24 protein-coding genes are annotated in these 26,905 nt (G+C 70.8%); 22 read left to right on the top strand and 2 right to left on the bottom strand.

The genetic code is table 11. The features are described 5' to 3' along the window. Positions 1–22: 22 nt before the first annotated feature. Positions 23–2,758: an aconitate hydratase AcnA gene (acnA, locus tag IVW53_08420; GenBank protein MBF6605587.1), complete on the bottom strand. Its 2,736-nt coding sequence runs from the start codon at positions 2,756–2,758 to the stop codon at positions 23–25. 70 nt (positions 2,759–2,828) lie between these two features. Between acnA and IVW53_08425 the strand changes: the two genes are divergently transcribed. The 22 genes from IVW53_08425 to rsmI all read left to right on the top strand — a co-directional run bounded on the left by IVW53_08425 (position 2,829) and on the right by rsmI (position 26,340). Then, positions 2,829–3,893 carry a DUF2520 domain-containing protein gene (locus IVW53_08425; GenBank protein MBF6605588.1) on the top strand — a complete coding sequence of 355 codons (1,065 nt, stop codon included), beginning with the start codon at positions 2,829–2,831 and terminating at the stop codon, positions 3,891–3,893. An 18-nt stretch (positions 3,894–3,911) separates the two neighbouring features. Next, positions 3,912–4,235 (top strand): hypothetical protein, encoded by a 324-nt coding sequence (locus IVW53_08430; protein ID MBF6605589.1) that lies wholly within the window; start codon positions 3,912–3,914, stop codon positions 4,233–4,235. Beyond that, complete coding sequence (locus IVW53_08435) at positions 4,223–4,708, top strand: NUDIX domain-containing protein (protein ID MBF6605590.1); 486 nt, start codon at positions 4,223–4,225, stop codon at positions 4,706–4,708. Before IVW53_08430 ends, IVW53_08435 begins: the two co-directional genes overlap by 13 nt. Positions 4,709–4,724: 16 nt before the next feature. After that, on the top strand, positions 4,725–5,840 hold the full coding sequence (gcvT, locus tag IVW53_08440) for a glycine cleavage system aminomethyltransferase GcvT (GenBank protein ID MBF6605591.1): 1,116 nt from the start codon (positions 4,725–4,727) through the stop codon (positions 5,838–5,840). Positions 5,841–5,964: 124 nt separating this feature from the next. Next, a complete protein-coding gene (gcvH, locus tag IVW53_08445; protein ID MBF6605592.1) occupies positions 5,965–6,342 on the top strand; it encodes a glycine cleavage system protein GcvH in 378 nt (125 codons plus the stop codon). An 8-nt stretch (positions 6,343–6,350) separates the two neighbouring features. After that, the gene (gcvPA, locus tag IVW53_08450) at positions 6,351–7,745 is read left to right on the top strand and encodes an aminomethyl-transferring glycine dehydrogenase subunit GcvPA (GenBank protein ID MBF6605593.1); all 1,395 of its coding nucleotides are present in this window, start codon (positions 6,351–6,353) and stop codon (positions 7,743–7,745) included. Further along, on the top strand, positions 7,742–9,241 hold the full coding sequence (gene gcvPB, locus IVW53_08455) for an aminomethyl-transferring glycine dehydrogenase subunit GcvPB (protein ID MBF6605594.1): 1,500 nt from the start codon (positions 7,742–7,744) through the stop codon (positions 9,239–9,241). The genes gcvPA and gcvPB overlap by 4 nt, the downstream gene beginning before the upstream one ends. A gap of 61 nt (positions 9,242–9,302) precedes the next feature. Next, positions 9,303–9,947, top strand: a complete 645-nt coding sequence (locus IVW53_08460) for an RNA polymerase sigma factor (protein MBF6605595.1) — start codon at positions 9,303–9,305, stop codon at positions 9,945–9,947. Then, a complete protein-coding gene (locus tag IVW53_08465) occupies positions 9,944–10,540 on the top strand; it encodes a hypothetical protein (GenBank protein ID MBF6605596.1) in 597 nt (198 codons plus the stop codon). Before IVW53_08460 ends, IVW53_08465 begins: the two co-directional genes overlap by 4 nt. Positions 10,541–10,818: 278 nt before the next feature. After that, positions 10,819–12,657, top strand: a complete 1,839-nt coding sequence (locus IVW53_08470; protein ID MBF6605597.1) for a hypothetical protein — start codon at positions 10,819–10,821, stop codon at positions 12,655–12,657. An 80-nt stretch (positions 12,658–12,737) separates the two neighbouring features. Further along, positions 12,738–13,841, top strand: coding sequence for an ABC transporter permease (locus tag IVW53_08475; protein MBF6605598.1), 1,104 nt, complete (start codon positions 12,738–12,740; stop codon positions 13,839–13,841). A 10-nt stretch (positions 13,842–13,851) separates the two neighbouring features. Beyond that, a complete protein-coding gene (locus tag IVW53_08480; protein ID MBF6605599.1) occupies positions 13,852–14,826 on the top strand; it encodes an ABC transporter permease in 975 nt (324 codons plus the stop codon). 41 nt (positions 14,827–14,867) lie between these two features. Then, positions 14,868–15,941, top strand: a complete 1,074-nt coding sequence (locus tag IVW53_08485; GenBank protein MBF6605600.1) for an ABC transporter ATP-binding protein — start codon at positions 14,868–14,870, stop codon at positions 15,939–15,941. Between the two features lie 40 nt (positions 15,942–15,981). Continuing rightward, on the top strand, positions 15,982–17,247 hold the full coding sequence (locus IVW53_08490) for an ABC transporter ATP-binding protein (GenBank protein MBF6605601.1): 1,266 nt from the start codon (positions 15,982–15,984) through the stop codon (positions 17,245–17,247). Between the two features lie 89 nt (positions 17,248–17,336). Further along, positions 17,337–19,082: a hypothetical protein gene (locus tag IVW53_08495; GenBank protein MBF6605602.1), complete on the top strand. Its 1,746-nt coding sequence runs from the start codon at positions 17,337–17,339 to the stop codon at positions 19,080–19,082. Positions 19,083–19,185: 103 nt separating this feature from the next. After that, positions 19,186–20,199, top strand: a complete 1,014-nt coding sequence (locus IVW53_08500) for an ABC transporter permease (GenBank protein ID MBF6605603.1) — start codon at positions 19,186–19,188, stop codon at positions 20,197–20,199. Next, positions 20,199–21,092 (top strand): ABC transporter permease, encoded by an 894-nt coding sequence (locus tag IVW53_08505; protein ID MBF6605604.1) that lies wholly within the window; start codon positions 20,199–20,201, stop codon positions 21,090–21,092. The genes IVW53_08500 and IVW53_08505 overlap by 1 nt, the downstream gene beginning before the upstream one ends. Positions 21,093–21,121: 29 nt before the next feature. Further along, positions 21,122–22,243 (top strand): ABC transporter ATP-binding protein, encoded by a 1,122-nt coding sequence (locus tag IVW53_08510; protein MBF6605605.1) that lies wholly within the window; start codon positions 21,122–21,124, stop codon positions 22,241–22,243. 5 nt (positions 22,244–22,248) lie between these two features. Continuing rightward, entirely contained in the window at positions 22,249–23,469 is a 1,221-nt protein-coding gene (locus IVW53_08515; GenBank protein ID MBF6605606.1) for a dipeptide ABC transporter ATP-binding protein, read from the top strand. 9 nt (positions 23,470–23,478) lie between these two features. Further along, positions 23,479–24,420: a carbon-nitrogen hydrolase gene (locus IVW53_08520; GenBank protein ID MBF6605607.1), complete on the top strand. Its 942-nt coding sequence runs from the start codon at positions 23,479–23,481 to the stop codon at positions 24,418–24,420. Continuing rightward, positions 24,417–25,316 carry an NAD+ synthase gene (locus IVW53_08525; GenBank protein ID MBF6605608.1) on the top strand — a complete coding sequence of 300 codons (900 nt, stop codon included), beginning with the start codon at positions 24,417–24,419 and terminating at the stop codon, positions 25,314–25,316. The genes IVW53_08520 and IVW53_08525 overlap by 4 nt, the downstream gene beginning before the upstream one ends. A gap of 19 nt (positions 25,317–25,335) precedes the next feature. Further along, positions 25,336–26,340: a 16S rRNA (cytidine(1402)-2'-O)-methyltransferase gene (gene rsmI, locus IVW53_08530; protein MBF6605609.1), complete on the top strand. Its 1,005-nt coding sequence runs from the start codon at positions 25,336–25,338 to the stop codon at positions 26,338–26,340. A gap of 7 nt (positions 26,341–26,347) precedes the next feature. Here rsmI and IVW53_08535 read toward each other — a convergent pair whose 3' ends face one another. Beyond that, positions 26,348–26,779 (bottom strand): single-stranded DNA-binding protein, encoded by a 432-nt coding sequence (locus tag IVW53_08535; protein MBF6605610.1) that lies wholly within the window; start codon positions 26,777–26,779, stop codon positions 26,348–26,350. Between the last annotated feature and the right edge of the window lie 126 nt (positions 26,780–26,905).

Raw genomic sequence — 26,905 nt, forward strand, 5'->3', positions numbered from 1 at the left:
GTGTTGTGCGCCGACGGGACGCTCAGGCCCCGGCGAGTCGGCGGAGCACGGTCGGCAGGATGCCGCCGCCCCGGAAATATTCGACATCGATGTCGCCGTCGAGCCGCGCGATGGCGGTGAAGCGGCGCTCTTCCCCGTCGTCGGAGCGGGTCGCGACCTCGACCCGCTCGCGGGGGCCGATCTGGTCGAGACCCTCGATCGTGTAGCGTTCGCGCCCGCTCAGTCGCAGCGAGGCGGCGCTCTCGCCGGGCTCGAACTGCAGCGGCAGGACGCCCATCCCGACGAGATTCGAGCGGTGGATCCGCTCGTAGCTCTCGGCGAGCACCGCCCTGATGCCGAGGAGGGCGGTACCCTTCGCCGCCCAGTCGCGCGATGAGCCGGAGCCGTACTCCCTGCCGGCGATGACGAGCAGCGGCGTTCCCTCGTCCCGATAGCGCATGGCGGTCTCGTAGATCGTCCCGGGTGTGTCGTCCGGGAGGTGGACCGTGAACGGCCCCTCACGCCCGCCGGCCAGCGCGTTCCGAAGGCGGATGTTCGCGAACGTCCCCCGGATCATGACCTCGTGATGGCCGCGCCGGGCGCCGTAGGAGTTGAAGTCGAGCGGCCCGACGCCGTGCTCCTGGAGCCACCTCCCGGCGGGGGACGACGGGGCGATCGAGCCCGCCGGGCTGATGTGATCCGTGGTCACCGAATCGCCGAGTACCGCGAGGACCCGCCCATTCTCGATGTCGGCGACCGGCGCCGGTGTCGCCGCCAGGCCATCGAAGAACGGCGAGCGGGCGATGTACGTCGAGGCGGGGTCCCAGTCGTACCGCGAGCCGGCCGGGATCGGCAGCGCCCGCCAGCGGTCGTCGCCGTCGAAGACGGTCGCGTAGGTCCGTTCGAAGAGGGCCGGATCGATCGCCGTCCGGATGACCTCGCGGATCTCGGTCGCCGACGGCCACAGGTCGGCGAGGAAGACGGGCCGTCCGTCGCGATCGATGCCGAGCGGCTCGCTCGTGAGGTCGATGTCCACCCTGCCGGCGAGCGCGAAGGCGACGACGAGCGGCGGAGACGCGAGGTACGACGCTCGGGCGAGGGGATGGATCCGCCCCTCGAAGTTCCGGTTGCCGGAGAGGACGGCGGCGACGACGAGGTCGTGTCCCTCGATCGCCCGGGCGACGGCCTCCTCGAGCGGCCCGGAGTTGCCGATGCACGTCGTGCAGCCGTAACCGGTGAGCCCGAACCCGAGGGCCTCGAGCGACGTCATGAGCCCGGCGGCCTCGAGATACGCGGTCACCGCCTTCGATCCGGGCGCGAGCGAGGTCTTCACGACGGGGCTGACCGAGAGCCCGCGCGCGACGGCGTTCCGGGCGAGGAGGGCGGCACCCACCATGACCGTCGGGTTCGAGGTGTTCGTGCACGAGGTGATCGCGGCGATGGCGACCGAGCCGGCCCGCACGACCGCGGACCGTCCGCCGATCTCGATGGCGACCGCCCCATTCTCCGTCGAGCCGGTGAGGCCGCCCTCGTCGGCGAGGCGCGACTGGTCGGCCGTGCTCTCCGCGGTCGGTGCGGCCGACGGAAACGCCGCCCGGAAGTTCGCCGGCAGGTCGGCGAGGACGACCCGGTCCTGCGGCCGACGTGGTCCCGCCACGGACGGGACGATGGACGACAGGTCGAGCTCGACGACGTCGTCGAAGTCCGGTCCGGGGCCCGGCTCCCGCCACAGCCCCTGGCGCCTGGCGTAGCGCTCGACGAGATCGACGAGCGCGGCCGGGCGGCCGGTGAGGCGGAGGTAGGCGAGCGTCTCCTCGTCGATCGGGAAGAGGGTCGCGGTGGCCCCGAATTCGGGACTCATGTTCGCGATCGTCGCCCGGTCGGCCAGGCCCAGGCCGGCGAGCCCGTCGCCGGCGAACTCGACGAACGCGCCGACCACGCCGAACGCCCGCAGCTGCTCCGTCACGACGAGGACGAGGTCGGTCGCCGTGGAGCCGCTCGGGAGCTCGCCGCGCAGTCGGACGCCGACGATCCGCGGCATCGGCTGGTACAGCGGCTGGCCGAGGAGCACGGCCTCGGCCTCGATCCCGCCGACGCCGTAGCCGAGGACGCCGAGGCCGTTGATCATCGTCGTGTGCGAGTCCGTCCCGACGAGCGTGTCCGGGAAGGCCACGCCGTCGCGGGTCGTGACGACGGAGGCGAGGTACTCGAGGTTCACCTGGTGGACGATGCCGGTGCCCGGCGGCACGACGCGGAGGCCGCGGAACGCCGTCTGGGCCCACCGGAGGAACTGGTACCGCTCGGTGTTCCGCTCATACTCGCGAGCGACGTTGAAGAGGAACGCGGCCGGCGTGCCGTACGCATCCACCTGGACGGAATGATCGATGACGAGATCGGCCGGGACGAGCGGGTCGACCCGGGTGGGATCCCCGCCCAGGGCGGCCATGGCATCCCGCATGACCGCCAGGTCCACGACGGCCGGAACGCCGGTGAAGTCCTGGAGGATGACCCGCGACGGCATGAACGGGATCTCGGCCTCGGCTGCGCGGCCCGGCTTCCAGGCCACGAGGGTCGCGACGTCCGCTTCACGGACGATGCCGCCGCCGGCGTGGCGGAGGAGGTTCTCGAGGAGGATTCGCCAGGTCACGGGCGCCCGCCCGAGCTCGACGCCGAGCTCGAGGCCCGAGCGCTCAATCGCATCGAGGGCGAAGATGTCCGGCCACCCGGCACCGAGACTCGTCCGTGCCCCGAATGGGTCCGTGCCTGCCACCGCGTCCATCCCTCGCTGAGTACACTCGTGGAGTGGAACAGTATCGCGCGAACCGGCCCGGACGTCGCCGGAGGACCCGGTGAGGGCCTGGCGCGAGGAACGGCCGCGCGGACCGGGCGGCCACGTCGACCCGGAGGTGCTCGCGGACATCGAGGCGGCCGGCATCGACCTCGATCCGGCGACCCCGGCGGACCGCCGTGAGCGGGTCGACGGCCCCGATCATCCGCCCGGCCTCGACGTCGTCCACGCCCATCCGCACCAGCACGCGGAACCCGGCCAGCCGCCGCTCATCGGGATCGTCGGCGCCGGTGCGGTCGGCACGGCGCTCGGCGTGGCGCTCACCCGGGCAGGCTGGCCGATCGCCGCCGTCGCGAGTCGCGATCCGGCACGGCGCGAGCGATTCCGGTCCCTCGTCGGTGGGACCCGCGCCTTCGCCGAGGCGACCGCGCTGCTCGACGAGGTCGAGCTCGTCGTCGTCGCCGTGCCGGACGACGCGATCGCGTCCGTCGCCGGGACGATCCAGCTGTACAGCGGGCAGGCGATCGTCCACACGAGTGGCCTTCTCGGCGCCGAGGTGCTCGCTCCGACAATGGCGGCCGGGACACAGATCGGCGCGTTCCACCCGCTCGTCGCCTTCGCCGATCTCGAGCGGGCCGTCGAGGGGCTCCACGGTGCGACGATCGCGATCGAGGGCGACGATCAGCTCGGCGACCTGCTCGCCCGGATGGCGGAGGCGATCGGCGGCGTGCCCGTCCGGCTGGCGCCCGGCTCGAAGGCGGCGTACCACGCCGCCGCGGTCCTCGCGGCTGGAGGCGTCGTCGCGCTCCTCGACGCGATCGCCGAGCTCGGTCGGGTCGCCGGCCTCGATGAGCCCGCGGCCCTCGCCGTCTACTCGCCGCTCATCCTCCAGACGCTCGGCAACGCCTCGGCCGTCGGCATCCGGGCGGCGCTCACGGGCCCCATGACCCGAGGCGACGTCGGAACCCTGCGGGCGCACCTCGCGGAGCTGCGACTGGACGCGCCGGGTGTCCTCGAGGTGTATCTCGCCCTGGCCCGCCGCGAGGTCGCGCTCGCCGAAGACCGTGGCGCCCTCGCACCGGACGTCGCGGCGCGGCTCCGGGCGTCACTTGCAAACCCGGCCTGACAGGATAGGATTGCCGCCATGCAGCACAGCATCGCCGCGAAGTACACGGCACGACCCGCGGCGAGCTTCGTCCGTCCCTCCGCGCGCGTCCGCGAACGGCAGCTCGGCCTCCGCGCCCGCGGGACGTTCCAGCCCGCGTCGCCGTGGCCGACCGTCCTCCGGCGCACGGACCTTCCGCCCCTCGTCCGGTTGCGGGCGAGTTGGCGGGCGGTGCGTCCGGCACGCTCGAGCCGGGCATCCAGCGGCCGGCTCGCTCCGGTCGCCCGGATGTCGTGGGCGAGGTCCGACCGCCCGGGTGCCGGCCGGCGCAGGGGCGCGGCCGCGGCTCCGTGGCTCGGCTGAGGACCGCCACCGCCACCTCCGCCGGCGGCATCGTCATCTCGTACGAGTCGGGACGCCCGAGCTTCGTCGCGGGCCGCCGGCGACGCGACCGCGATGTGGTCACCTGGACGCTTCCCAAGGGCACCCCGAAAGCCGGTGAGACGACGGAGGAGACGGCCCTCCGGGAGGTGACCGAGGAGACCGGGCTGGCCGTCAGGATCACGGCGCCGTTCGAATCGATCGCCTACACGTTCGTCCAGCACGGAACGCGGATCCAGAAGACGGTCCACTACTTCCTCATGGAGCCGACCGGGGGCGATCTCGCTGACCACGATCACGAATTCGACGAGGTCCGCTGGGTGCCGTTCACGGACGCGCACGGTCTGCTCACGTTCGAGACCGAACGTGAACTCGTCGGGCGGGCCGCGGCAGGCATCGCCGCGGTGGATCCAGCCACGACGACCGGCCCCGCCGGATCGGGCGGCGAGCGATGACCGTCGACCCCCGCCCGTGACGGACGCCGCAGAGTCGTCGCCGCGACCGACGCCGCTCGCCGACCGGCACGCTGCCCTCGGGGCGAAGCTCATCGAATTCAGCGGCTGGCTCATGCCGGTCCAGTACCGCGGCATCATCGAGGAGCATCGCGCGGTCCGCGAACGGGCCGGCGTCTTCGACCTCTCGCACATGGGCGAGCTGTTCATCGAGGGTCCGGAGGCCGGTGCCGGCCTCGCAGCCGCGCTCGTGAGCGACCCGCCGAGCCTCGCCGAAGGCCGGGCCCACTATTCGATGATCTGCGCCGAGGACGGCGGGATCCTCGACGATCTGATCGTCTACCGCCTCGCCGACGAACGCTTCCTCGTGGTCGCCAACGCGGGCAACGCGCAGCTCGTGAGTGACGCCCTCGCCGAGCGGCTCGAGGGATTCCGGGCGGTCCTCGACGATCGCTCACTGGCGACCGCACTGTGTGCGATCCAGGGTCCGCTCGCGGCGGCCATCCTCCAGCCGTTGACCGACGTCGACGTCGCTGCGCTGCGCTACTACGCGATCGCCGAAGGCGCGGTCGCCGGCATCCCGTCCCTCGTCGCGCGCACCGGATACACCGGCGAGGACGGTTTCGAGGTCTTCGTCGACGCGGCTCGCGGCGGCGAGTTGTGGGACGCTCTCCTCTCCGCCGGGGAGCCACGAGGCGCGATGCCCGTCGGACTCGGGGCCCGCGACACCCTTCGCCTCGAGGCGGGCATGCCGCTCTACGGGAACGATCTCGACCGCTCCACGAACCCGTACGAGGCGAACCTCGGCCGCGTGGTCCGGCTCGGGAAGCCCGCTGACTTCGTGGGTCGGGCGGCGCTCGAACGCGTGGCGGGCGAGGGCCCCGGGCGGCTGCTCGTCGGCCTCGTCGTCCGCGGCCGGGGCATCGCCCGGCACGGCTACCCGGTGGTCGCCGGGGACCGCCCGAGTGGGGTCGTCACGAGCGGCACCCAGTCTCCGACCCTCGGCCTGCCGATCGCGATGGCCTACGTCGCGCCGGGCGACGCGCGACCGGGTACGATGCTCGGCGTCGAGATCCGCGAGCGAGCCGTCGAGGCGGAGGTCGTCCCGCTGCCGTTCTATCGACGGGCCCGCTGACGAGATCGGAGCCGTCCGCGAGTCCGGCCGGACGGACACCACGAACCATGACGGTGCGACCCAGGAGAGGGTCCACGGTCCAAGGAGCCGCGGTGTGACCGTGGCGAGGAGGGTTTCCCGCGCGATGGTCCCGCCGGATCTCCGCTACACGAAGGACCATGAGTGGGTCCGCCTCGCCGGCGACGAGGCGATCGTCGGCATCACCGCCTTCGCCGCCGGGCAGCTTGGTGACATCGTCTTCGTCGAGCTGCCGGACGCCGGCCGGGTCCTCGAGCAGTTCGCGACCTTCGGGGTCGTCGAGTCCGTGAAGGCCGTGAGCGACCTGTTCGCGCCGATCGGCGGGGAGGTCCTCGAGACGAACGGAGCGCTGGCCGCCCGCCCTGAGCTGGTGAACGAGGAGCCGTACGGCGGCGGCTGGATGCTCCGCGTCCGGGTCGCCGATCGACGCCAGTTCGACGAGCTGCTCGAACCGGCCGCGTACGACGCGCTCGTCGCCGGCTGACCGCCGCGATGCCGTACGGACCGCACACCGCCGAGGCCCGCGAACGGATGCTCCGGACCATCGGCGTCCCGGACGTCGAGGCCCTCTTCGCCGACATCCCGGGCGAGCTGCGGGCAAGCGCGCTCCGCCTTCCCGGGCCCGTCCCGGAGCTCGAGCTCGCGGCCCGGCTCGAGGCCCTCGCGGCGCGAAACCGGACGGATCTCGCCTCGTTCCTCGGCGCGGGCGTCTACCGCCACTGGACGCCGCCGGCAGTGGATCAGCTCCTCCTCCGCGGCGAGTGGTACACGGCATACACCCCGTACCAGCCGGAGGTGAGCCAGGGGACGCTCCAGTCGATCTACGAGTACGAGTCACTCCTCGCCGAGCTGACCGGCCTCGACGTCGTGTCCGCCTCGCACTATGACGGCGCTGCCGCCACGGCGGAGGCGGCCCTCATGGCGTGTCGCCAGACGCGCCGCGAACGGGTCCTCGTCTCGCGCGGTGTCCATCGCCACTACCGCGAGACACTCGCGACGTACTTCGGCGGTGGCGGCCTCCTTGCCGAGGAGATCCCGCTCGTCGTGGGCGGTCCGGATGCCGGCACGACGGATCTCGTCGCGCTCGAGCGCCGGCTCGCCGATGGGGACCGCCCGGTCGCCGCTGTCGTGGCGGCCCAGCCGAACGTCCTCGGCCTCCTCGAGCCGATGGCCGAGATCGGCCGGCTCGCCCACACCGCCGGCGCGCTCTTCGTCGCCGTCGTGGAGCCGGTGAGCCTCGCTGTCCTCGCGCCGCCCGGGTCCTACGGCGCCGACATCGCGGCCGGCGAGGGTCAGCCGCTCGGGATCGCGCCGCAGTATGGCGGGCCGTACCTCGGGATCCTCGCCACGTCGGACGCGCTCGTCCGCCAGATCCCCGGCCGCCTCGTGGGGATGACCACGGACCTCGACGGCCGGCGCGCGTTCGTCATGACCATGCGCGCTCGCGAGCAGGACATCCGCCGCGACCGGGCGGCGAGCAACATCTGCACGAACCAGGCGCTCCTCGCCCTGGCGGCGTCCATCTACCTCGCCACGATCGGGCCGCACGGGCTGCGCGACGTCGCTGCCGGCGGCGCGGCCCGCGCGACCGCCCTCGAGACCGCCCTGTCCGCAGCCGGCGCGCCACGGCTCCATCCGGGTCCGTACCTCAACGAGTTCGCGATCCGGGTCCCGGACGCGCCGGATGTCCATCGCCGGCTCCTCGACCGGGGGATCCTCGCCGGCGTCCCGCTCGCCGACCTGGAACCGGACGACGCCGACCTCGAGGACGGGCTCCTCGTCTGCGCGACAGAGGTGACGACGGAGGCGGAGATCGAGCGCTTCGCCGCTGCGCTCCGGATCGAGCTCGCCGCGGCCCGCTCCCGCGAGACGGCGGCCGTCCGATGAGCGTCACCGGCGAGCGCCTCCAGCCGACGCTCTTCGAGCGATCCAGACCCGGGCGCGGCGGCGGGAAGATCCCGCATCCGCCGGCGGATGCCCTCGATCGGATCCCGGCGGCGGCGCGCCGAACGCGGCCACCCGCGCTCCCCGAGCTCAACGAGCCGGACGTCGTCCGCCACTACGTCAACCTCAGCCAGCTCAACTACGCGGTCGACACGGGTTTCTACCCGCTCGGGTCGTGCACCATGAAGTTCAACCCGAAGCTCAACGAGTGGGCCGCACGACTGCCCGGCTTCGCGAACCTGCACCCGCTCGTCCCGGATGCCCTCGCCCAGGGGACGCTCGATCTCCTGTGGAGCCTCGAGGGGTCGCTCGCCGAGATCGGCGGGATGGACGCGGTGACCCTCCAGCCCGCCGCCGGTGCCCAGGGCGAGCTGACCGGGATCCTCATGATCCGGGCCTACCATCGGGCCCGCGGCGACACCGATCGCTCGGAGGTCCTCGTCCCGGATAGTTCGCACGGAACGAACCCGGCGACCGCGTCCATGGCCGGCTTCCGGACCGTGACGATCCCCTCCGCGGCGGACGGCGGCGTCGATCTCGACGCGTTCCGGGCGGCGCTCGGACCGCGGACGGCGGCGGTCATGATCACGAATCCGTCGACCCTCGGCCTCTTCGAGCGACGGATCGGTGAGCTCCTCCGGGAGGTCCACGCCGTGGGGGCCCTCGCCTACATGGACGGTGCGAACCTCAACGCGATCCTCGGCCGGTTCAAGCCAGGCGAGGCGGGATTCGACGTCATGCATTTCAACGTCCACAAGACGTTCAGCACGCCGCATGGAGGTGGCGGTCCGGGCGCCGGTCCCGTCGGCGTGCGGGCGACGCTCGCTCCCTTCCTGCCCGGGCCCCGCGTCCTTCGCGAGGCGGACGGGACGTTCCGGCTCGAGCGGCCGGGTGAGCGACCCACGAGCATCGGCCGCCTCCGCAGCTTCGTCGGCAACACCGGCGTCCTCGTCCGGGCCTGGACGTACATCGCGGCGCATGGGGCGAGCGGCCTGCGGGAGGTGAGCGACGACGCCGTCCTCGCCGCCAACTACCTGAAGGCGCGGCTCGCGGGGGCCTACGACATCCCGTACGACCGGCCGTGCAAGCACGAGTTCGTCGCCTCCGCGGCGACGATCAGGCGGGAGACGGGAGTCCGGACACTCGACATCGCGAAACGGCTCATCGACCACGGCTTCCATCCGCCGACGATCTACTTTCCCCTCATCACGGAGGAGGGGATGCTCATCGAGCCGACCGAGACCGAGTCGATCGAGACCCTCGACGCGTTCGCCGAGGCGCTCATCGAGATCGCCGCCGAGGCATACAAGGCGCCCGAGCTCGTGACCGGGGCCCCGCACACGGCTCCCGTCCGGCGGCTCGACGAGGCGACGGCGGCGCGCCAGCCGAACCTGCGCTGGCGACCGATGGCGGGGGCCGAGACCCCGTGCCCGGATTGAACCTCCCGGCCCATCCCGGCGTATCGTCATGCGGGGCTCGGACCGGGGTCGCGGAGTCGGGATGACGACGACGGACGAACCGCTGGCGGCGACGCGCGACGAGTCGATGGTGGCGGACGACCGCGAGCTGGTCCGCCGGATGCAGGGGGACGACCTGGACGCGTTCGAGGCACTGTTCCGCCGTCACCGCCTGGCCATCCTGCGGACGGCGTACGGACTCACCGGCGACCGGCTCGCCGCCGAGGAGGTCCTCCAGGACACCTTCGCGCGAGCGTATCTGCGCCGCTCGATCCTCCGGGCGGACGTGTCGCCCGCGCCGTGGCTCCACCGCGTCGCGATGAACCTCTGCTACTCGCGGCTCGGTCGCCGGCGCCTGATCTCGGGACCGATCGAGGAGGCCGAGGCGCGACCGTCCCGCGACGATCTCGGGCAGCCTGCCGAGCGAGCCGAACAGGCCGAGCTCCGGCGGATCGTCCGTGAGGGCGTCGCCGCACTTCCCGAGAAGCAACAGCGCGTCGTGGTCCTCTACTACCTTCAGGGCCTGTCGCTGCGGGAGACGGCGGTCGCGCTCGACCTGCGTCTCGGCACCGTGAAGTCGAGACTCCACTACGCCCTCCGGAGCCTACGCTCGCGACTCGAGCAGGACGATCGCTTCGGCGGCGCGTACGGTCCGACCGGCGAGCCGGTCCGGGAGGTCGGACGATGATCGGACCGCGAGACGCCTGTTCCCGGCATCGAGCGGCCCTCGAGGCGTTCGTCGAGCGTCGCGAGATCGACTCCTCGACCGGCGCCGCGCTCGCCCACCTCGCGACGTGCCGCCGCTGCGATGCCGAGCTCGCGGCGTTCGCCCTGACGGCGACGGCGCTCAGGCGGCTCGCCGCGGACGCCGCGGCCGGGTCGCGGTCGAGGCCGTCGACCGCTGCCGGCGACGGGTCCATCGGTTGGCCCGAGCTGCGGGCGCAGATCGAGCGAGGTCGGGAGCCCCGCTGGCGGTGGCGGAGTCAGCTCGGCGGCGCCGTCGCGGCCATCGGGCTGGTCGCGGCCCTCATCGGCCCGGCATCGATCCTGTCCGTCGCCCAGCCGTCGCTCGACGAGGCGGGCGCGGTGGCGGTCGCGAGCGCGGACGCCGGGCGCCATGACGCAGCGGTCGAAGCCGCCTGGATCCGCCAGAACATCAGGGTAGGAAAGGAGGCCGCGATCGACGGGGCCGCCCCCGCGCCGCGCCCGAACGCGGCGGTCTTCGGACCGGAGGCGCGCCCGCTGCCGCCGCCCGCGCCGATCGGGCCGGTCGCCCGCTGATGCCGCGCCAGCGGTTCGGCGACGGACCCGGTGACACCGCCCGGCGGGGTCCCGTCGGAAAGTTGACACGCCTCTGACGCGTCCGCATAGTACCGCCAGCGTAGTGACCGCCGTGCATCGTGCCACGTCGCTCGCCCCCCCCGATCGTCCGTGTCGGCGACGGTCCCGCCCAAAGCGGGACCGTCGGGAATGATCGCAGGAGCGCCGCGACCCGCCGATGCAGCGCGGTTGTCATCAGTGGGAGTGACAGGGTAGGAAACCCGTTGGGAGGATCTTGCATGCACAAGCGTCTATTCGGGCTGCTCGCGAGCGCGGGAATCGTGTTCGCGGCCTGCTCCGGCAGTGCGACCCCGTCGCCGTCGGCGAGCAGCGCTCCGTCGGCCGCGCCCGCGACCGCATCCACCGCGCCGACCCCCGTGCCGACGGCGCCGCCGATCGACCTCGGCAAGACGGACTACTTCACGAAGGTGACGCCGGCCGCCCACACGGGCGGGGTCCTCGTCATGGCCGAGTGGCAGACGGTCTCGACGTTCAACCCGTACTACGCCCAGGCGAACGCCGACGTCGAGGCCCAGGCCCCCTCGTTCGACTCGCTCCTCACCGTCGGCTACGACCTCAGCTACATCCCGGACATGGCGACGGGCATCCCGACCGTGGCCAACGGGGGCGTCGTCCTCAACGGGGCCGGCATGGACGTCACGTGGACGCTCAAGACCGGGATGAAGTGGTCGGACGGCCAGCCGATCACGTGCGACGACCTCACCGCCACCTGGCAATGGGTCATGGACAAGGCGAACACCGGCCTCTCCGCCGGGACGACCGGCTGGGACCAGATCACCGGCATCGATGGTGGCACCGGCACGACGTGCGTCATGCACTTCAAGAGCACGTACAGCGCGTACCTCCTCCTCTACACCGCCGTCCTGCCGAAGCACTACATCACGACGGTCGCGGTGAAGGACGCCCCGAAGAAGCTCTATCCGCTCATCGCCCCCAAGACCGCCGTCTTCAGCGGGCCGTACATCCCGACGGACATCAAGCCGGACGCGCAGATCACCTACGCCCCGAACCCGAACTGGCAGACCATCGGCTACGGCGCCGACACCTCCAAGAACCACGCGCCGTACCTCGACAAGCTCATCTTCCAGTACTTCGGTGACTCGCCGGGAATGATCGCGGCCTTCCGCAACGGCTCGATCGACCTCGCGATGGACCTCTCGGACTCGGACATCGACTCGGTCAAGGACATCCCGGCGAGCCAGCAGCTCATCCAGGATGCTCTGTTCAGCGAGCTGAACGCGTTCAACCACGCGAGCTTCGCGAAGAAGTTCGGCGCGGACGCCGACGCGATCATCCGGTCGCTCATGGAGGCGACGAACGTCGACGCCATCATCGCCGGACCGATGGGTGGCTCCGTCACCCGTTCGTGCGAGAGCATCGCCTCACCGCTCGTCTGGTTCTACAAGAAGGTGGCCTGCATCCAGCAGAACCCGCAGGATGCTGCCGCCAAGCTCGACGCCCTCGGCTGGGCCGTTGACCCGAGCAGCGGCATCCGGACCAAGAACGGCGTCAAGCTCGTCGTCGACTACTGCACGACGAACCGGCCATACCGCGCCGACGCGATCACGCTCATCAGCTCGCAGCTGAAGGCGATCGGCATCCAGGCCAACGTCCTCGTCAAGCCGGCCGTGCCCGACGTGTTCGGCGGCTGGAACGATGTCCCGGCCGACGCGAAGTGCAACCTCGTCCACGGCAACTTTGACGTGGCGATGTTCGGCTACGTCAGCAGCCCGGACCCGACGGCGGGCTACAACGTGTATACGACCCAGGGGATCCCGGACGCCGCGCCGCACAACGGCCAGAACGTTACGCGGACCTCCATCCCCGCCCTCGACGCCGCCTACCAGATCGTCAACACGTCGCTCGATCCGCAGAAGATCCGCGACGCCATGGGGACGATCCAGGACATCTACGCGTCCGATCAGAACACGTTCGAGCTGCCGCTCTTCAACCACCGGAACCTCTGGCTCGTCGGCTCGAGGGTCCACAACTTCTTCGGCAACCCGTCCAACACGACCGGTAACTGGAATGCCGGTGACTGGTGGGTCAGCCAGTAGACCGACCCCGTCGGTAGGTACTGGGGGCTGCGGCGCCGCTCGTCGGCGCCGCAGCCCTTCCCACATCGGGACCGAGGACCATGGGCAAGTACATCCTGCGGCGGCTCATCCAGACGATCCCCGTCCTCATCGGCATCTCCCTCGTCACGTACGGCATCCTCCGCATCGCGCCGGGTGGCCCGACGTCCCGCTTCGCCCAGAATCCCCGCATCACGCAGGCCCAGATCGACGCCTTCAAGCACCGCTGGGGCCTCGACGATCCGATCCCCATCGCGTATCTCAAGTGGCTCGGTGTGCTCGGCGATCAGCCGCCGCTCATCAACGCCCTGCCCGGCGGCACGCTCAACATCGCGGGCCTCTCGATCACCCTGCCGGGCGGCGACAACGGGATCCTTCACGGTGACTTCGGCTTCAGCGTCGCGGACGGGCGCCCGGTCACCGCGGTCATCGCGGACCGGTTGTGGCCGACCGTCATCCTCGCCGGGACGGCCTACGTGATCTGGGTCCTCCTCGCCCTCATCCTCGGCGTCTACGCGGCCGTCCGGCGGTACAGCTTCTTCGACTCGGCGCTGACGATCTTCAACTACATCGGGTACTCGCTGCCGACCTTCTGGCTCGGCCTCATCCTCATCACGTTGTTCAGCCAGGGCACGCCGTTCAAATGGTTCCCTGCCGGCGGCATGTGGGACCCGCGGACCGTGCCGATCTTCGGGACCTCGGACTACTGGGCGTTCTTCGGCCAGAAGCCGTTCGCCGCGCTGGGCGACCTCGCCTACCACCTCGCGCTGCCGGTGTTCACGCTCGTGATCGTCAACATCGCCTTCGACTCGCGGTTCATCCGGGCGAGCATGCTCGACGCGCTCAACCAGGATTTCGTGCGGACCGCCCGGGCGAAGGGTGTCACGGAACGGCGGGTCATCTTCCGCCACGCGCTGCGGAACGCGCTCCTGCCGGTCGTCACGAACATCGGGCTGGAGATCCCGTTCCTCTTCACCGGCGCCATCGTCACCGAGACGATCTTCAGCTGGCCGGGGATGGGTCGACAGTTCATCGAGGCGGTCGGCCACTTCGACTACCCGGTGCTCATGGGCATCCTCATCGTGACCGCGGTCATCGTCGTCGGGGCGAACCTCGTGGCGGACATCGCGTACGCGATCGTCGACCCGCGCGTCCAGTACGACTGAGGAGCGATCCGTGGATCCCGCCCTGTCCGTGATCCCGGCTCCCGGTGCCGGGACATCGCCGAGCCCGACGCCGGGCGAGGACTACGAGGTCAACCTCGTCTCCCTCAACCAGTGGCAGATCGCCTGGCGGCGCTTCAAGCGCCACCGGCTCGCCGTCTTCGGCGCGGTCCTGTTCCTTTCGATCTGCGTCATCGCGATCGTGGGTCCGTTCATCCTCCCGTACGACTTCCAGAAGATTCCGACCCCGCAGCTCAAGTGCGCCGGGACGGAGATCAAGGCGACGTACGGCTGTCCGCCGTCGCTCGACCATCTCATGGGCACCACCGCCCGTCTCCAGCGCGACGTCCTCACCCTCGTCGTGAACGGAGCCCGCATCTCGCTCGCGATCGGTGTCGGCGCCTCCGTCTTCTCGGCGATCATCGGGGCCATCGTCGGCGGGATCGCCGGGTACTTCGGCGGCTGGATCGACAACCTCCTCATGCGGATCGTCGACGTCCTCCTCAGCCTGCCGCTCCTCTTCGTCATCCTCGTCGTCGCGAAGTTCATCGGCTCGGGGAACTGGGTCATCATCCTCGTCGTCTTCGCCGCCTTCGGCTGGCCGGGCATCGCGAGGCTCGTTCGGAGTCTCTTCCTGTCGCTCCGGGGCGAGGTGTTCGTGGAGGCCGCCCGCGCCGTCGGTGTGAGCAACCTGCGGATCATCTTCCGCCATATCCTCCCCAACGCCGTGAGCCCGATCATCGTTGCCACGACCCTCTCGGTGGCCGGCGTCATCGTCGGCGAGGCGTTCGTCAGCTACCTCGGCTTCGGTGTCGATATCACCCAGCCGACGTGGGGGAACGCCCTCTCGGACTCGCAGAGCTCGATCATCAACGGCGACTGGTGGTGGCCGTTCTTCCCGGGCATGGCGATCGTGCTCACGGTCCTCGGCATCAACTTCATGGGCGACGGTCTCCGCGACGCCCTCGACCCGAAGTCCCGGGTGTGACCGGCACGGGTGGGTCGATCGGCATGCGCGATGGGGAGACCATGAGCGATCCGGTGGGATCGGCGGCTGTCGGCCGCGATCCGAACCTGCTCCTCGACGTCCGGAACCTGCGGACCTATTTCCACGTGATGGACGGCACGGTGAAGGCCGTCGACGGCGTGGACTTCCGGCTCGGCCGCGGCGAGACGCTCGGCATCGTCGGCGAGTCGGGCTGCGGAAAGAGCGTCACCGCCCACACGATCATGCGTCTCATCGAGATGCCACCCGGCGAGATCGTCGACGGCGAGATCTGGTTCGACGGCCGCGACCTGCTCGAGCTGCCGATGGACGAGATGCGCAAGGTCCGCGGCAACGACATCGCGATGATCTTCCAGGAACCGATGACGAGCCTCAACCCGGTCTTCACGGTCGGCGACCAGATCTCGGAGGCCGTGAAGCTCCACCAGCGGGTGAGCCGCAAGGAGGCGTGGGATCGCGCGGTCGACTCGCTGCGGCTCGTCGGCGTTTCCGCCCCCGAGCGGCGGGCGAAACAGTACCCGCACGAGATGTCCGGCGGGATGCGGCAGCGGGTCATGATCGCGATGGCGCTGTCGTGCAACCCGAAGCTGCTCATCGCGGACGAGCCCACGACCGCCCTCGATGTGACGATCCAGGCCCAGATCCTCGAGCTCATCAAGAAGCTCCAGGAGGACACCGGGACCGCGCTCCTCCTCATCACCCACGACCTCGCCGTGGTGGCGGAGACGGTCCAGCACATCGCTGTCATGTACGCCGGCCGGGTGGTCGAGACCGGGACCGTGGAGGAGGTCCTGCTCCACCCGAAGCACCCGTACACGCAGGGGCTCCTCAACTCGATCCCTGGCGAGAAGAAGCGCGGCAGGGAGCTGACGGCGATCAGCGGGGTCGTGCCGAACCCGTTCCGGATGCCGCCGGGATGCAAGTTCCAGCCGCGCTGCCCATACGCCTGGGAGCGCTGCGCGACCGAGCCGGAGCTCATCCAGGTCGGCGGACCGGATCGCCGGGCCCGCTGCTGGATCCAGGCCCCGGAGGAGATGGAACGCCGTCGAGCGTACGAGGTGGCGGCCGCCGCGACGGTGAACGATGTCGTCGGTTGACGTGGGTGGCACCGGTGACCGCACGCTGCAGGGAGCGAGCATGACGGGACCCGCGACGGGTCCGACCGCGGACTCCTCGGACTCCCGTGCGGCCCGCGCCGCATGGCGGGCGGCCGGGCGCGCCGAGGACACGCTCCTCTCGATCCGCGGGCTGAAGAAGTACTTCCCGATCACGGGCGGGATCCTCAAGCGGACCCTCGGCCAGGTGTACGCGGTGGACGACGTGAGCCTCGACATCCGGCGCGGGGAGACGTTCGGCCTCGTCGGCGAATCCGGCTGCGGCAAGACGACACTCGGCCGGACGGTCATCAAGCTGGTTCCGCCGAGCGCGGGCGAGGTCGTGTTCGACGGCGTCGACGTCTTCACGCTTCGCGGCGAGGCGCTCAAGCGGATGCGTCGCCGGATGCAGATCATCTTCCAGGACCCGGTCGCCTCACTCAATCCGCGGATGCCGGTGAGCGATCTCATCGGCGAGGGGCTCCTCGCCCAGGCGGATCGCGAGAACGGCTGGGGCAGGCGCAGCGTCCGCGACCAGCGGGTCGGCGATTACCTCGAGGCGGTGGGGCTGCGTCGCGACTACGCCAGACGCTACCCGCACGAGTTCTCCGGCGGTCAGCGCCAGCGGATCGGGATCGCCCGGGCACTCGCCCTCGAGCCGGAGTTCATCGTCTGCGACGAGCCGGTCTCCGCCCTCGACGTGTCGATCCAGAGCCAGATCATCAACCTCCTCGTGGATCTCCGGACACGGTTCAACCTGACGTACCTGTTCGTTGCCCACAACCTCTCGGTCATCGAGTACATCAGCGACCGGGTCGGCGTGATGTACCTCGGCAAGCTCGCCGAGCTGGCCGACGTCGTCGAGCTGTACAAGCGGCCTCGCCACCCGTACACCATCGCCCTCCTGTCAGCGGTGCCGAACCCGGATCCGCGGGTCCGCAAGAAGCGCCTCGTGCTCGAGGGGGACGTCCCGTCACCGGCGAACCCGCCGTCGGGTTGCCGCTTCCACACCCGCTGCTGGCTCCGGACGAGGCTCGGCAACCCCGAGAACTGTGCGACGGATGAGCCGGCCTTCCGAGATATCGGCGCGGGCCACCGGGTCGCCTGTCACTATTCCGAGCAGATCACGGACGCGACGGTCGCGGAGCTCGTGCCGATCGCGAGATTCGCCACCGCGACGCCCGCCGACGATGGCGGGGCGGGAGAGATCGGCGCGGTGCGCGGAGGAGCACCGATCGCCGGACCGGGCGGGTCGGCGCTGCCGGCCGTGCCTCCGACGAGGCCCGACGTCGCCGCCGGCGGCGTGTGAGTATGATGCCCGCGGCGCGGGGAGCGCCGGGAGCGCAAGGGATGGTCGGCCGCCGAACGGATTGGCGGCCGCAGGCAGGAGGAGACCACATGGTTCGGTTCCGCATGGGCGCGCTCGTCGCGACCGCCGCGATGCTCTTCGCGGCGTGTTCGGGCGCTGCGACCCCCAGTCCATCGACGAGTTCGGCCGCCCCGAGCGCGGCCGCCCCGAGCGCGGGGACATCCAGCGCGCCGAGCCCGAGCGGGCCGACGCCGGTCAACGGCGGGACGTGGATCTTCGGCTCTGCGTCCGACCCGGCGACACTCGACGCGATCCTCATCCAGGACGGCGAGTCGTTCCGGATCGCCCAGCAGATCTACGAGACCCTCATCAAGCTCAAGCCCGGCACGACGTCCGATCTCGTGCCCGGTCTCGCGAAGTCGTGGGACGTGAGCGCGGACGGCCTGACCTACACGTTCCATCTCCAGTCGCCGGTCACGTTCAGTGACGGCACGCCGTTCAACGCGGATGCCGCCGTCTACAACGTCAACCGCTGGAAGAACCTGCCGGTGCCGCTCCAGGGTGACGACTACTACGACGTCACCGTCTTCGGCGGCTACGGCGCGAAATCGCTCATCAGCAGCGTCCAGAAGGTCGATGACACGACGTTCTCGATGACGCTGACGACCAGGAAGGCGGACTTCCTCACGGCGATGACGCTCGCTCCGTTCGCCATGCAGAGCCCGACCGCGCTCAAGGCGCACAATGCCGACCTCGGGTCGAAGGATCCGAAGAACGACTACTGGCAGAAGGCCCCGACGGGCACCGGGCCGTTCATGTTCAGCGGCGACTTCGTTCCCGGCGACCACTACACGATCGTCAAGAACCCGAACTACTGGGACGCGGCGAACGCCGCTCACCTCGACAAGATCATCTTCAAGCCGATCGCCGACGCCGCCTCGCGCCTCGCCGCGCTCAAGTCCGGCACGGTCGACACGATCGACTTCGTCGACGCGAACCAGGTCAACGACATCAAGAGCGACCCGACCCTCCAGCTTCTCACCCGGACGCCGCTTGCCATCGGGAAGCTCGCCTTCAACCAGACCCACAAGCCGTTCAACGACATCAAGGTCCGCCAGGCGATCGCCTACGCCATCGACAAGAACGCGCTCGTCCAGGCGTTCTTCCCCAACGGTGCCGGCTCCGTGGCCGACTCGGACCTCATCAACACGATGCCGGCGTACGAGCCGAACGCGACGATCAGTGGCTACGACCCGGCGAAGGCGAAGAGCCTCCTCGCGAGCTCGAGCTGCCCCGCGCCGTGCGCGGTCGACTTCTGGTACCCGGACAGCGTCTCGCGGCCGTACATGGTCGATCCCAAGGGCGAGTTCGAGGCGATCCGGACGATGCTCGAGGCGGTCGGCTTCAAGGTCACCCCGCAGCACAAGCCGTGGCGCGGCGGCTACCTCACCGATGAGGCGAACGGCGTCTACGGCATGTTCTTCATCGGCTGGATCTACGACTATGCGGACCCGGCAGACGGTCCGGGCCTGTTCTACGCGACCTCAACGTCGGACTGCAACGGGGTGAAGGTGACGACCCCCCACAACTGCGAGTTCGGCGAGGACAATCCGGCTGTCGCCGCGGCGATCGCCAAGGCGATCTCCGAGACCGACCTGGCCACCCGGACGCAGGACTGGAAGGACGCGATGAAGCTCATCAACGCGGACGTCACGGACGTGCCGCTCGTGTGGGCCGGCTCGTTCCTTGGCGCGACGATCCACGTCCACGGGTACATCCCGAGCCCGACCCAGTCGGAGTACTTCAACCTCGTCTGGAAGGACGCGGGCTCCTGAGCCCCGCCTGACCTCGCGATCATCCATCCCCGGGGGAGCCGCCGGCTCCCCCGGGGATGTTGTTCATCCACCCACCGTGTGCGCGAGGACCTGAGCTTCGTCCGTGCTGAAGTACATCCTCCGCCGGCTGCTGCTCCTCATCCCGATCCTGCTCGGGCTGTCCGTGTTCATGATCGTGTTCGTGCACGCCCTGCCCGGTGATCCGTGCGCCTCGATCCTCGGCGAGCACACGAACACGGATCGGCTCGCCGCGTGTCGTCACGGACTCGGCCTCGACAAGCCCCTCTGGCAGCAGTACCTCGACTACATGGCGGGCGTCCTCCACGGCGACCTCGGCACGTCGGCAACGAACCGCCTGCCGATCCTCGGCACGTTCCTCACGCGGTTCCCGGCGACCGTCGAACTGACCCTCGCCGCGATGACCGTCGCGCTCGGGATCGGGATCCCGCTCGGCATCGCCGCCGCGAAGCGGCAGGGATCCCTGTTCGACAACTTCGCGACCGTCACCTCGCTCATCGGGATCAGCATCCCGATCTTCTTCCTCGGCCTGCTCCTCGCGTACATCTTCGGGGTCTGGCTCCACTGGCTCCCCACAGCGGGCCGCTACGACCTGCGGGTCTACAACTTCGACGGCGCCGGGACGAACTTCCTCCTCTGGGAGTCGCTCGTCATCGATCACAACCTCGGCAAGTTCGCCGACGTCGTGCGGCACCTCATCCTGCCCGCCCTTGCCCTCGGCACGATCCCGCTCGCGGTCGTCGCGCGGATCACCCGCTCGGCGGTCATCGAGGTCCTCAACGAGGACTACGTCCGGACGGCGCGTGCGAAGGGCCTGACGAGCCGCCGCATCGACGACCGCCACATCCTCCGCAACGCGATGCTCCCGATCTCGACCGTCATCGGCCTCCAGACGGGGCTGCTCCTCGGCGGCGCCGTCCTCACCGAGACGATCTTCTCGTGGGGCGGCATCGGATCGTGGCTGTTCGAGGCCGCTGTCGACAAGGACTTCCTCGTCATCCAGAGCGGGACGCTCATCCTCGCGACGCTGTTCGTCCTCGTGAATCTCAGCGTCGACGTGAGCTATGCCTACCTCAATCCGCGGATCCGCTACACCTGATGGCCGAGATCGCGCTGCCGTCCGCCGCCGAGCCGGCCGTCCGCGGGACGAGCCTCTGGCGCGATGCCGCCCACCGGCTCCTCCGCAATCGGGCCGCGCTCGTCGGCATCGGCCTCATCGGGTTGTTCGTCGTGGTGGCCGTGGCGGCGCCGCTCCTCGCCCCGTACAGCCCGACGGACGGCTCGATCGTGAACCGCTTCAAGCCGCCGAGCCTCAGCCACCTCCTCGGCACGGACCTCCAGGGTCGCGACATCCTCAGCCGGATCATCTGGGGCGCCCGCTCGTCCCTGTGGGTCGCGGTCCTCTCCGTCGCCTCGGGCCTGTCCATCGGCGTGGTCTATGGCTCGATCAGCGGCTTTGTCGGCGGCTGGCTGGACTTCTGGCTCATGCGCGTCGTCGATATCGTCCTCGCCCTGCCAGGCCTGCTCCTCACGATCACGATCGTGCTCTTCCTCGGCCCGGGCCTCAACACGATCGCCTTCGCGATCGCGGTGGAGAACATCCCGATCTTCGCCCGGATCCTCCGCTCGAGCATCCTCGGCCTCAAGGAGAGCGACTACGTCCTCGCGGCACGGGCGATCGGGGTGCCGCGCCGGCGGATCCTCCTCGCCCACATCCTCCCGAACGCCCTCACCCCGGTCATCGTGGCGGCGACCCTTGCCCTCGCCACGGCGATCGTGGACGCGGCCGGCCTCGGCTTCCTCGGCTTCGGCCCGCAGGACCCGGCGACGCCGGAATGGGGGACGATGCTCACCGACACGTATCGCTACCTCACCTCCGGGGCGGCGTTCACCGCCCTGTTCCCGGGCATCGCGATCATCCTGTCGGTCCTCGGCTTCAACCTCCTCGGCGACGGACTCCGCGAGGCCCTCGACCCGAGGCTCCGCCGATGACGGCGATCGGCGCGCGGGCCCGAGGCTGGATGGATGGGTCGCGCGAGGCCCTCCTGTCCGTCCGCGACCTGCGGGTCGAGTTCTCGTCCTCATCGGGCCGGGTCCGCGCGGTGAACGGCGTGAGCTTCGACCTCGAGCCGCACGAGATGCTCGGGATCGTCGGGGAATCGGGCTGCGGCAAGAGCGTCACCTCGCTCGCCATCCTCCGCCTGCTCCCCAAGCCGGCCGGGCGGATCGTCGGCGGGTCCGTCGAGTTCGAAGGGCGCGACCTCGTTGACCTGTCGGAGAACGACATCCGCGATCTTCGCGGTCGTGACGTGGCGATGATCTTCCAGGACCCGATGACCTCGCTCAACCCGGTCATCACGATCGGGGAACAGCTCGTCGAGGTGATCCTCGCTCATCGGTCCATGAAACGCGCCGATGCGGAGCGCCGGGCGGTGGAGATGCTCGAGCTCGTCGGAATCCCGAATGCCCGACCCCGTCTGCGGAGCTTCCCCCACCAGTTCAGCGGCGGCATGCGCCAGCGGGTGATGATCGCGATGGCCCTCGCCCTCGGACCCAAGCTCCTCATCGCGGACGAGCCCACGACGGCCCTCGACGTGACGATCCAGGCCCAGATCCTCGATCTCATCCGGAAGGTCGCCGCCGAGACGGGAACGGCCGTCATGCTCATCACCCATGACCTCGGCGTCGTCGCCGGAATGACCCAGCGGATCCAGGTGATGTACGCGGGACGGATCGTCGAGACGGCGACGACCGGCGAGCTCTTCGCCCATCCGCGACACCCGTACACGGTCGGCCTCCTCCGATCCATCCCGCGGCTCGACGACGACGGCGCGACCCGCGAGCTCATCTCGATCGAGGGGCTGCCGCCCGATCTCACGAGATTGCCGCCTGGGTGCCCGTTCGCGCCGCGCTGCGCGTGGGCGATCGAACGCTGTGGGACGGACGACCCGGCACTCACCCCGGTCGTTCCCGGCGAGCGGGTCGTCGTGTCCGGTCCCGAGGCGACCCACCGAGTCGCCTGCTGGAACCCGGCCACCGACGAGGAGGCCCGGGAGGGCGCGCCGGCGAGCGGCAGGATCTCCGCCGCGGCCGCCGCAGTGGCCGAGCGCGCTCGACGCGCCGGTCTCGGCGACACCCGATGACCGGCATGCCCCAGGCCGTCGAGGACCCGGACCGGCCGCCGGCCGACCCGACGGTGACGGGGTCCGACGCAGCCTCCGGCGCCGCAGCGGCATCGAAGGCGGATGCGGGCCACCCGCTCCTCTCGGTCACCGATCTCCGGATGTGGTTCCCGGTCACCGAGGGGCTGATCTTCGAACGTCATGTCGGCGACGTGCGGGCGGTGGACGACGTGACCTTCGATGTGCGGCGGGGCGAGACCCTCGGCCTCGTCGGCGAGTCCGGCTGCGGCAAGTCGACGACCGGCCGGACGGTCCTCCGCCTCTACCGGCCGACGGCCGGCCGGATCGAGTTCGACGGGCAGGACATCACGCGCCTCGAGGGAGAGGCGCTTCGCCGCATCCGCCGCCGGATGCAGATGATCTTCCAGGATCCGTATGCGAGCCTCAACCCGCGCCAGACCGTGGGCGGCATCGTCGGCGAACCGCTCCTCGTCCACGGCATGGGATCGTCGGCCGAACGGCGCGAGAAGATCGCGGACCTGCTCGACGTGGTGGGGCTCAACCCGGAGTTCCTCAACCGCTATCCGCACGAGTTCAGTGGCGGCCAGCGGCAGCGGATCGGCGTCGCCCGCGCGCTCGCCCTCAATCCGGAGCTCATCGTCGCCGACGAGCCGATCAGCGCCCTCGACGTGAGCATCCAGGCCCAGATCATCAATCTCCTCGTGCGGCTCCAGGACCGCTTCGGCCTCACCTACCTCTTCATCGCCCACGATCTCTCGGTCGTCCGCCACGTGAGCGACCGCATCGCCGTCATGTATCTCGGGCGGATCGTCGAGATCGCCTCTTCGCGGGAGCTGTACGAGCGGCCGCTCCATCCATATGCCGTCGCCCTCCTCTCGGCGGTGCCGATCCCGGACCCGGTCGTCGAGTCGCGGCGGCGGCGGATCATCCTCAGCGGCGACGTGCCGAGTCCGCTCTCACCACCCTCCGGCTGTCGATTCCACACGCGCTGCTGGCTGCGCGAGCGGCTCGGGAACCCGGAGCGATGCGTGGCGGAGGACCCGGCGCTCCGCCCGCTCGCGACGGGTCACAGCGTCGCCTGCCACTTCGCCGAGCAGGTGGACGACTCGCCGGAGCAGCTCCAGGTCACCGGCCGGCCGGTCGCTCGCGGCCGGGCCGACGGCGCAGCGGTGGACCCGGCGCCGGACGGGGAGGGGACCGCGGGAGCGTCGCCGGCCGCGGGGTAGACTCCGGACGTGCAACCACTTCGCATCGCACTCGCCCAGATCGCTCCGCGCCTCGGCGACCTGGAGGCGAATCTCGATCGGCACCGCTCGATCCTCGAGACGGCGCGGTCCGAGGGGGCCGGACTGGTCGTCTTTCCCGAGCTCGGCCTCACGGGATACCTCCTCCAGGACCTTGCCGCGGAGGTGGCGATGCGGCGCGACGATCCGCGCCTCATCGCGCTCGCGGCCGCAGCCGACGGACTCTCCGCGATCGTCTCGTTCGTCGAGGAATCGGCGGACCACCGGCTCTACATCGCCGTGGCCCTCCTCGAGGAGGGCGAGGTCCGGCACGTCCACCGGAAGCTCTTCCTCCCGACCTACGGCCTCTTCGACGAACGGCGATTCTTCGCCGCCGGCGACGCGATCCGTGCCGTGCCGTCGCGACTCGGCGTCCAGCTTGGGCTCTCCGTCTGCGAGGACTTCTGGCATCTCGGGGTCCCGAACGTGCTCGCCCTCGATGGTGCCCAGATCCTCGTCAACGTCTCGTCGTCGCCCGGTCGCGACCTCGCGGCCACGAACGCGGTCGGCCTCGGAACGGCCGCCTCGTGGCAGACGATCATGCGGACGTACGCCCAGCTGACGACGAGCCTCGTGGTCTTCTGCAACCGCGTCGGGGTGGACGAGTCGATCAGCTTCTGGGGCGGCTCGGAGGTCGTCGCGCCGTCCGGTCGGCCCATCTTCAGTGCCCCGCTGTGGGACGAGGGGCTGTTCACGGTGGACGTCGACCTCGCGGACCTCCGGCGCGAGCGGATCGCGCTGCCGATCCTCCGCGACGAGCGCCCGGAACTCATGGCGCGCGAGCTCGAACGGATCGTCGCGATGCGGGCGGATCTCCGCACCGCCGACGACACGGACGGTGGTCCGGTGAGCCAGGCTCGCCGGCCGGCTGTCGCGGGCGGGAAGCGGCGATGAACGGATCCTCGGCGACGGGTCGGGCGTCCTCCGTCGCGGCCCGGGCGCCACGCTTCGAGCTGCCGGCGGAGCTCGCGATCGATGCGGCGGTCGCCCGGCGGGTCATCGTCGCCTTCATCCGGGGTCAGCTCGAGCAGGCGGGCTTCGAGCGGGCGGTCCTCGGCCTGTCCGGGGGGATCGATTCGGCGCTCGTCGCCCACCTGACCGCCGAGGCGATCGGGCCGGCGCGCCTCCTGGCGGTCCTCATGCCGTACCGGACATCGGCGGCCACCTCCGCCGCGGACGCCCTGGACGTCGTTCGCGGACTCGACTGCGCGAGCGAGATCGTCGACATCAGCCCGATGGTCGACGGCTATCTCGCCGCTCGCCCGGACGCGGGTCCGCTCCGCCGCGGGAACTTCATGGCCCGCCAGCGGATGGCCGTCCTCTACGACCGCTCGGCGGTATGGGGCGGGCTCGTCGTCGGGACTGGCAACAAGACCGAGACGCTCATCGGCTACACGACGCTCTTCGGCGACTCGGCCTGCGCGTTCAACCCGATCGGAGACCTGTACAAGAGCCAGGTCCGCCAGCTCGCCGCCGCGATGGGGGTCCCCGACGCCATCATCGGCAAGGCCCCCTCGGCGGACCTCTGGCCGGGCCAGACGGACGAGGCAGAGGCGGAATTCAGCTATCCCGAGCTCGATCGACTCCTGTTCTGGATGATCGATCGCCGGCGGGACCGCGACGAGCTCGCGGCGATGGGCTTCGATCCCGCGTTCATCGAGCGCGTCGAGCGGATGGTAGCGGTGTCCGAGTTCAAGCGGCAGGTGCCGCCGGTCGCCAAGCTTGGGCCACGGACGGCGGGCGTGGACTATCTCTATCCGCGACGGCGGCCGGGTTCGGCGCGCGCTTGATCGCGGAGCCGACGGGCGCGTGACGGGATCGGTCGGCGGTCGGCTCTACCTCGTCGCGACACCGATCGGCAATCTCGGCGACGTCACCCACCGGGCCCTCGAGGTCCTCGCCGCCGTGCCCCTCATCGCCGCCGAGGACACGCGGGTCAGCCGGCGGCTGCTCGACCGGTACGCGATCGCCACCCGCCTCACGAGCTACCACGCCCGCAGCACCCCGGGACGGACGATGGTGCTGCTCGAGCACCTGCGGGGCGGCGCGGATCTCGCCCTCGTGACGGATGCCGGGACGCCAGGCGTCTCGGATCCGGGAGAGCGTCTCGCCCGTGCGTGGGTCGAGGAGGGCGGACTCGTCGTCCCGATCCCCGGCCCGTCCGCGGTCGTCGCCGCGATCGTCGCGAGCGCCATCGCCGGGCCGCGCTGGGCATTCGAGGGGTTCCTGCCACGGCACGGCCGGGAGCGACGGGCGCGCCTGGCGGCGATCGCCGCCGACGAGCGGGCGACCGCCGTCTTCGAGGCACCCGGCCGGATCGCGGCAACGCTCGCCGACCTCGCCGCGACCTGCGGTCCGGACCGGCCCGCGGCCGTCTGCCGCGAGCTGACGAAACTCCACGAGGAGATCCGGCGCGCTTCGCTCGGCGAGCTCGCCGCCGCGGCCGCGGCCGGCACGCTGACGCTCCGCGGCGAATTCGTCATCGTCGTCGGCGCCGCGGCCGCTCCGACGGCGGTAACCGACCCGTCGGCGGCGGTCGGGGCGGGGACCGGACACGATCCGGCCGGGCCCCCTACGGCACTGGCGGCGGCTCGCGAAGAGGTTGGCCGGCTCGTCGACGCGGGCATCGCCCGAGGCGAGGCGGCTCGGCGCGCCGCCGCCGCCCACGGCGTCCCGCGGCGTCGCCTCTACGACGCGCCGGATCGGGTCGATCGCGGAGCCGGCGGCCCGCCCGTGCGTGAGACAGGTGGGAGCGCGGGTGGAGAGGACGGCGGCGGGCGAGAGGGGGAGCGCCCGCCGCCGTCGAGGGGATGAGCGTCTGTCAGGCTGCCTCGGCGGCCGGCCCCGGCGCTTCGGCGATCGGTTCGGACGCCTCGACGCCGAGAGAGCTCGCCTGCGCCGCCAGCGCCTCGGCCGAGGCCTCCGCCTCGTAGTCCTTCTTGCGGCGACCGGAGAGCATCTCGACGTGCGTCGCGACGACCTCCGTCTTCCAGTGCCGGGCACCGCGCTCGTCGTCCCAGGAACGGGTCTGGAGGCGGCCCTCGAGGGCGACCTGCTGGCCCTTCCCGAGATAGGTGCCGCAGATCTCGGCGAGCCGATCCCAGGTGACGATGCTGTGGAACTCCGACTTCTCCTGGCCGTTGGTCCGGTACTCGTTCGTCGCGACGTTGAACTGGGTGACGGTCTTGCCGCTGGCAAGACTCCGCAGTTCGGGGTCGCGCGTGAGGCGACCGGTGAGGAGGACCTTGTTCACGGTCCGGGTCTCCTTCCCGGCCGGCCGACGGGGATCGGGCCGGCCCTGCGTGGCGGGTGTGTCACGGCGGGAACAGATCGGACGGTACGACGCGCCCCTCACCACCCACTCATCGCCCGGGCGTGC

It is taken from the genome of Chloroflexota bacterium (genome assembly GCA_015478725.1).
Taxonomy (GTDB): domain Bacteria; phylum Chloroflexota; class Limnocylindria; order Limnocylindrales; family CSP1-4; genus C-114.

Excerpts from the sequence above, each read along its gene's own strand:
- acnA (MBF6605587.1), bottom strand. The coding sequence starts at position 2,758 with ATGGACGCGGTGGCAGGCACGGACCCATTCGGGGCACGGACGAGTCTC.
- IVW53_08430 (MBF6605589.1), top strand. The coding sequence starts at position 3,912 with ATGCAGCACAGCATCGCCGCGAAGTACACGGCACGACCCGCGGCGAGC.
- gcvH (MBF6605592.1), top strand. The coding sequence starts at position 5,965 with ATGGTCCCGCCGGATCTCCGCTACACGAAGGACCATGAGTGGGTCCGC.
- gcvPA (MBF6605593.1), top strand. The coding sequence starts at position 6,351 with ATGCCGTACGGACCGCACACCGCCGAGGCCCGCGAACGGATGCTCCGG.
- gcvPB (MBF6605594.1), top strand. The coding sequence starts at position 7,742 with ATGAGCGTCACCGGCGAGCGCCTCCAGCCGACGCTCTTCGAGCGATCC.
- IVW53_08460 (MBF6605595.1), top strand. The coding sequence starts at position 9,303 with ATGACGACGACGGACGAACCGCTGGCGGCGACGCGCGACGAGTCGATG.
- IVW53_08465 (MBF6605596.1), top strand. The coding sequence starts at position 9,944 with ATGATCGGACCGCGAGACGCCTGTTCCCGGCATCGAGCGGCCCTCGAG.
- IVW53_08470 (MBF6605597.1), top strand. The coding sequence starts at position 10,819 with ATGCACAAGCGTCTATTCGGGCTGCTCGCGAGCGCGGGAATCGTGTTC.
- IVW53_08475 (MBF6605598.1), top strand. The coding sequence starts at position 12,738 with ATGGGCAAGTACATCCTGCGGCGGCTCATCCAGACGATCCCCGTCCTC.
- IVW53_08485 (MBF6605600.1), top strand. The coding sequence starts at position 14,868 with ATGAGCGATCCGGTGGGATCGGCGGCTGTCGGCCGCGATCCGAACCTG.
- IVW53_08490 (MBF6605601.1), top strand. The coding sequence starts at position 15,982 with ATGACGGGACCCGCGACGGGTCCGACCGCGGACTCCTCGGACTCCCGT.
- IVW53_08495 (MBF6605602.1), top strand. The coding sequence starts at position 17,337 with ATGGTTCGGTTCCGCATGGGCGCGCTCGTCGCGACCGCCGCGATGCTC.
- IVW53_08505 (MBF6605604.1), top strand. The coding sequence starts at position 20,199 with ATGGCCGAGATCGCGCTGCCGTCCGCCGCCGAGCCGGCCGTCCGCGGG.
- IVW53_08510 (MBF6605605.1), top strand. The coding sequence starts at position 21,122 with ATGGATGGGTCGCGCGAGGCCCTCCTGTCCGTCCGCGACCTGCGGGTC.
- IVW53_08515 (MBF6605606.1), top strand. The coding sequence starts at position 22,249 with ATGCCCCAGGCCGTCGAGGACCCGGACCGGCCGCCGGCCGACCCGACG.
- IVW53_08525 (MBF6605608.1), top strand. The coding sequence starts at position 24,417 with ATGAACGGATCCTCGGCGACGGGTCGGGCGTCCTCCGTCGCGGCCCGG.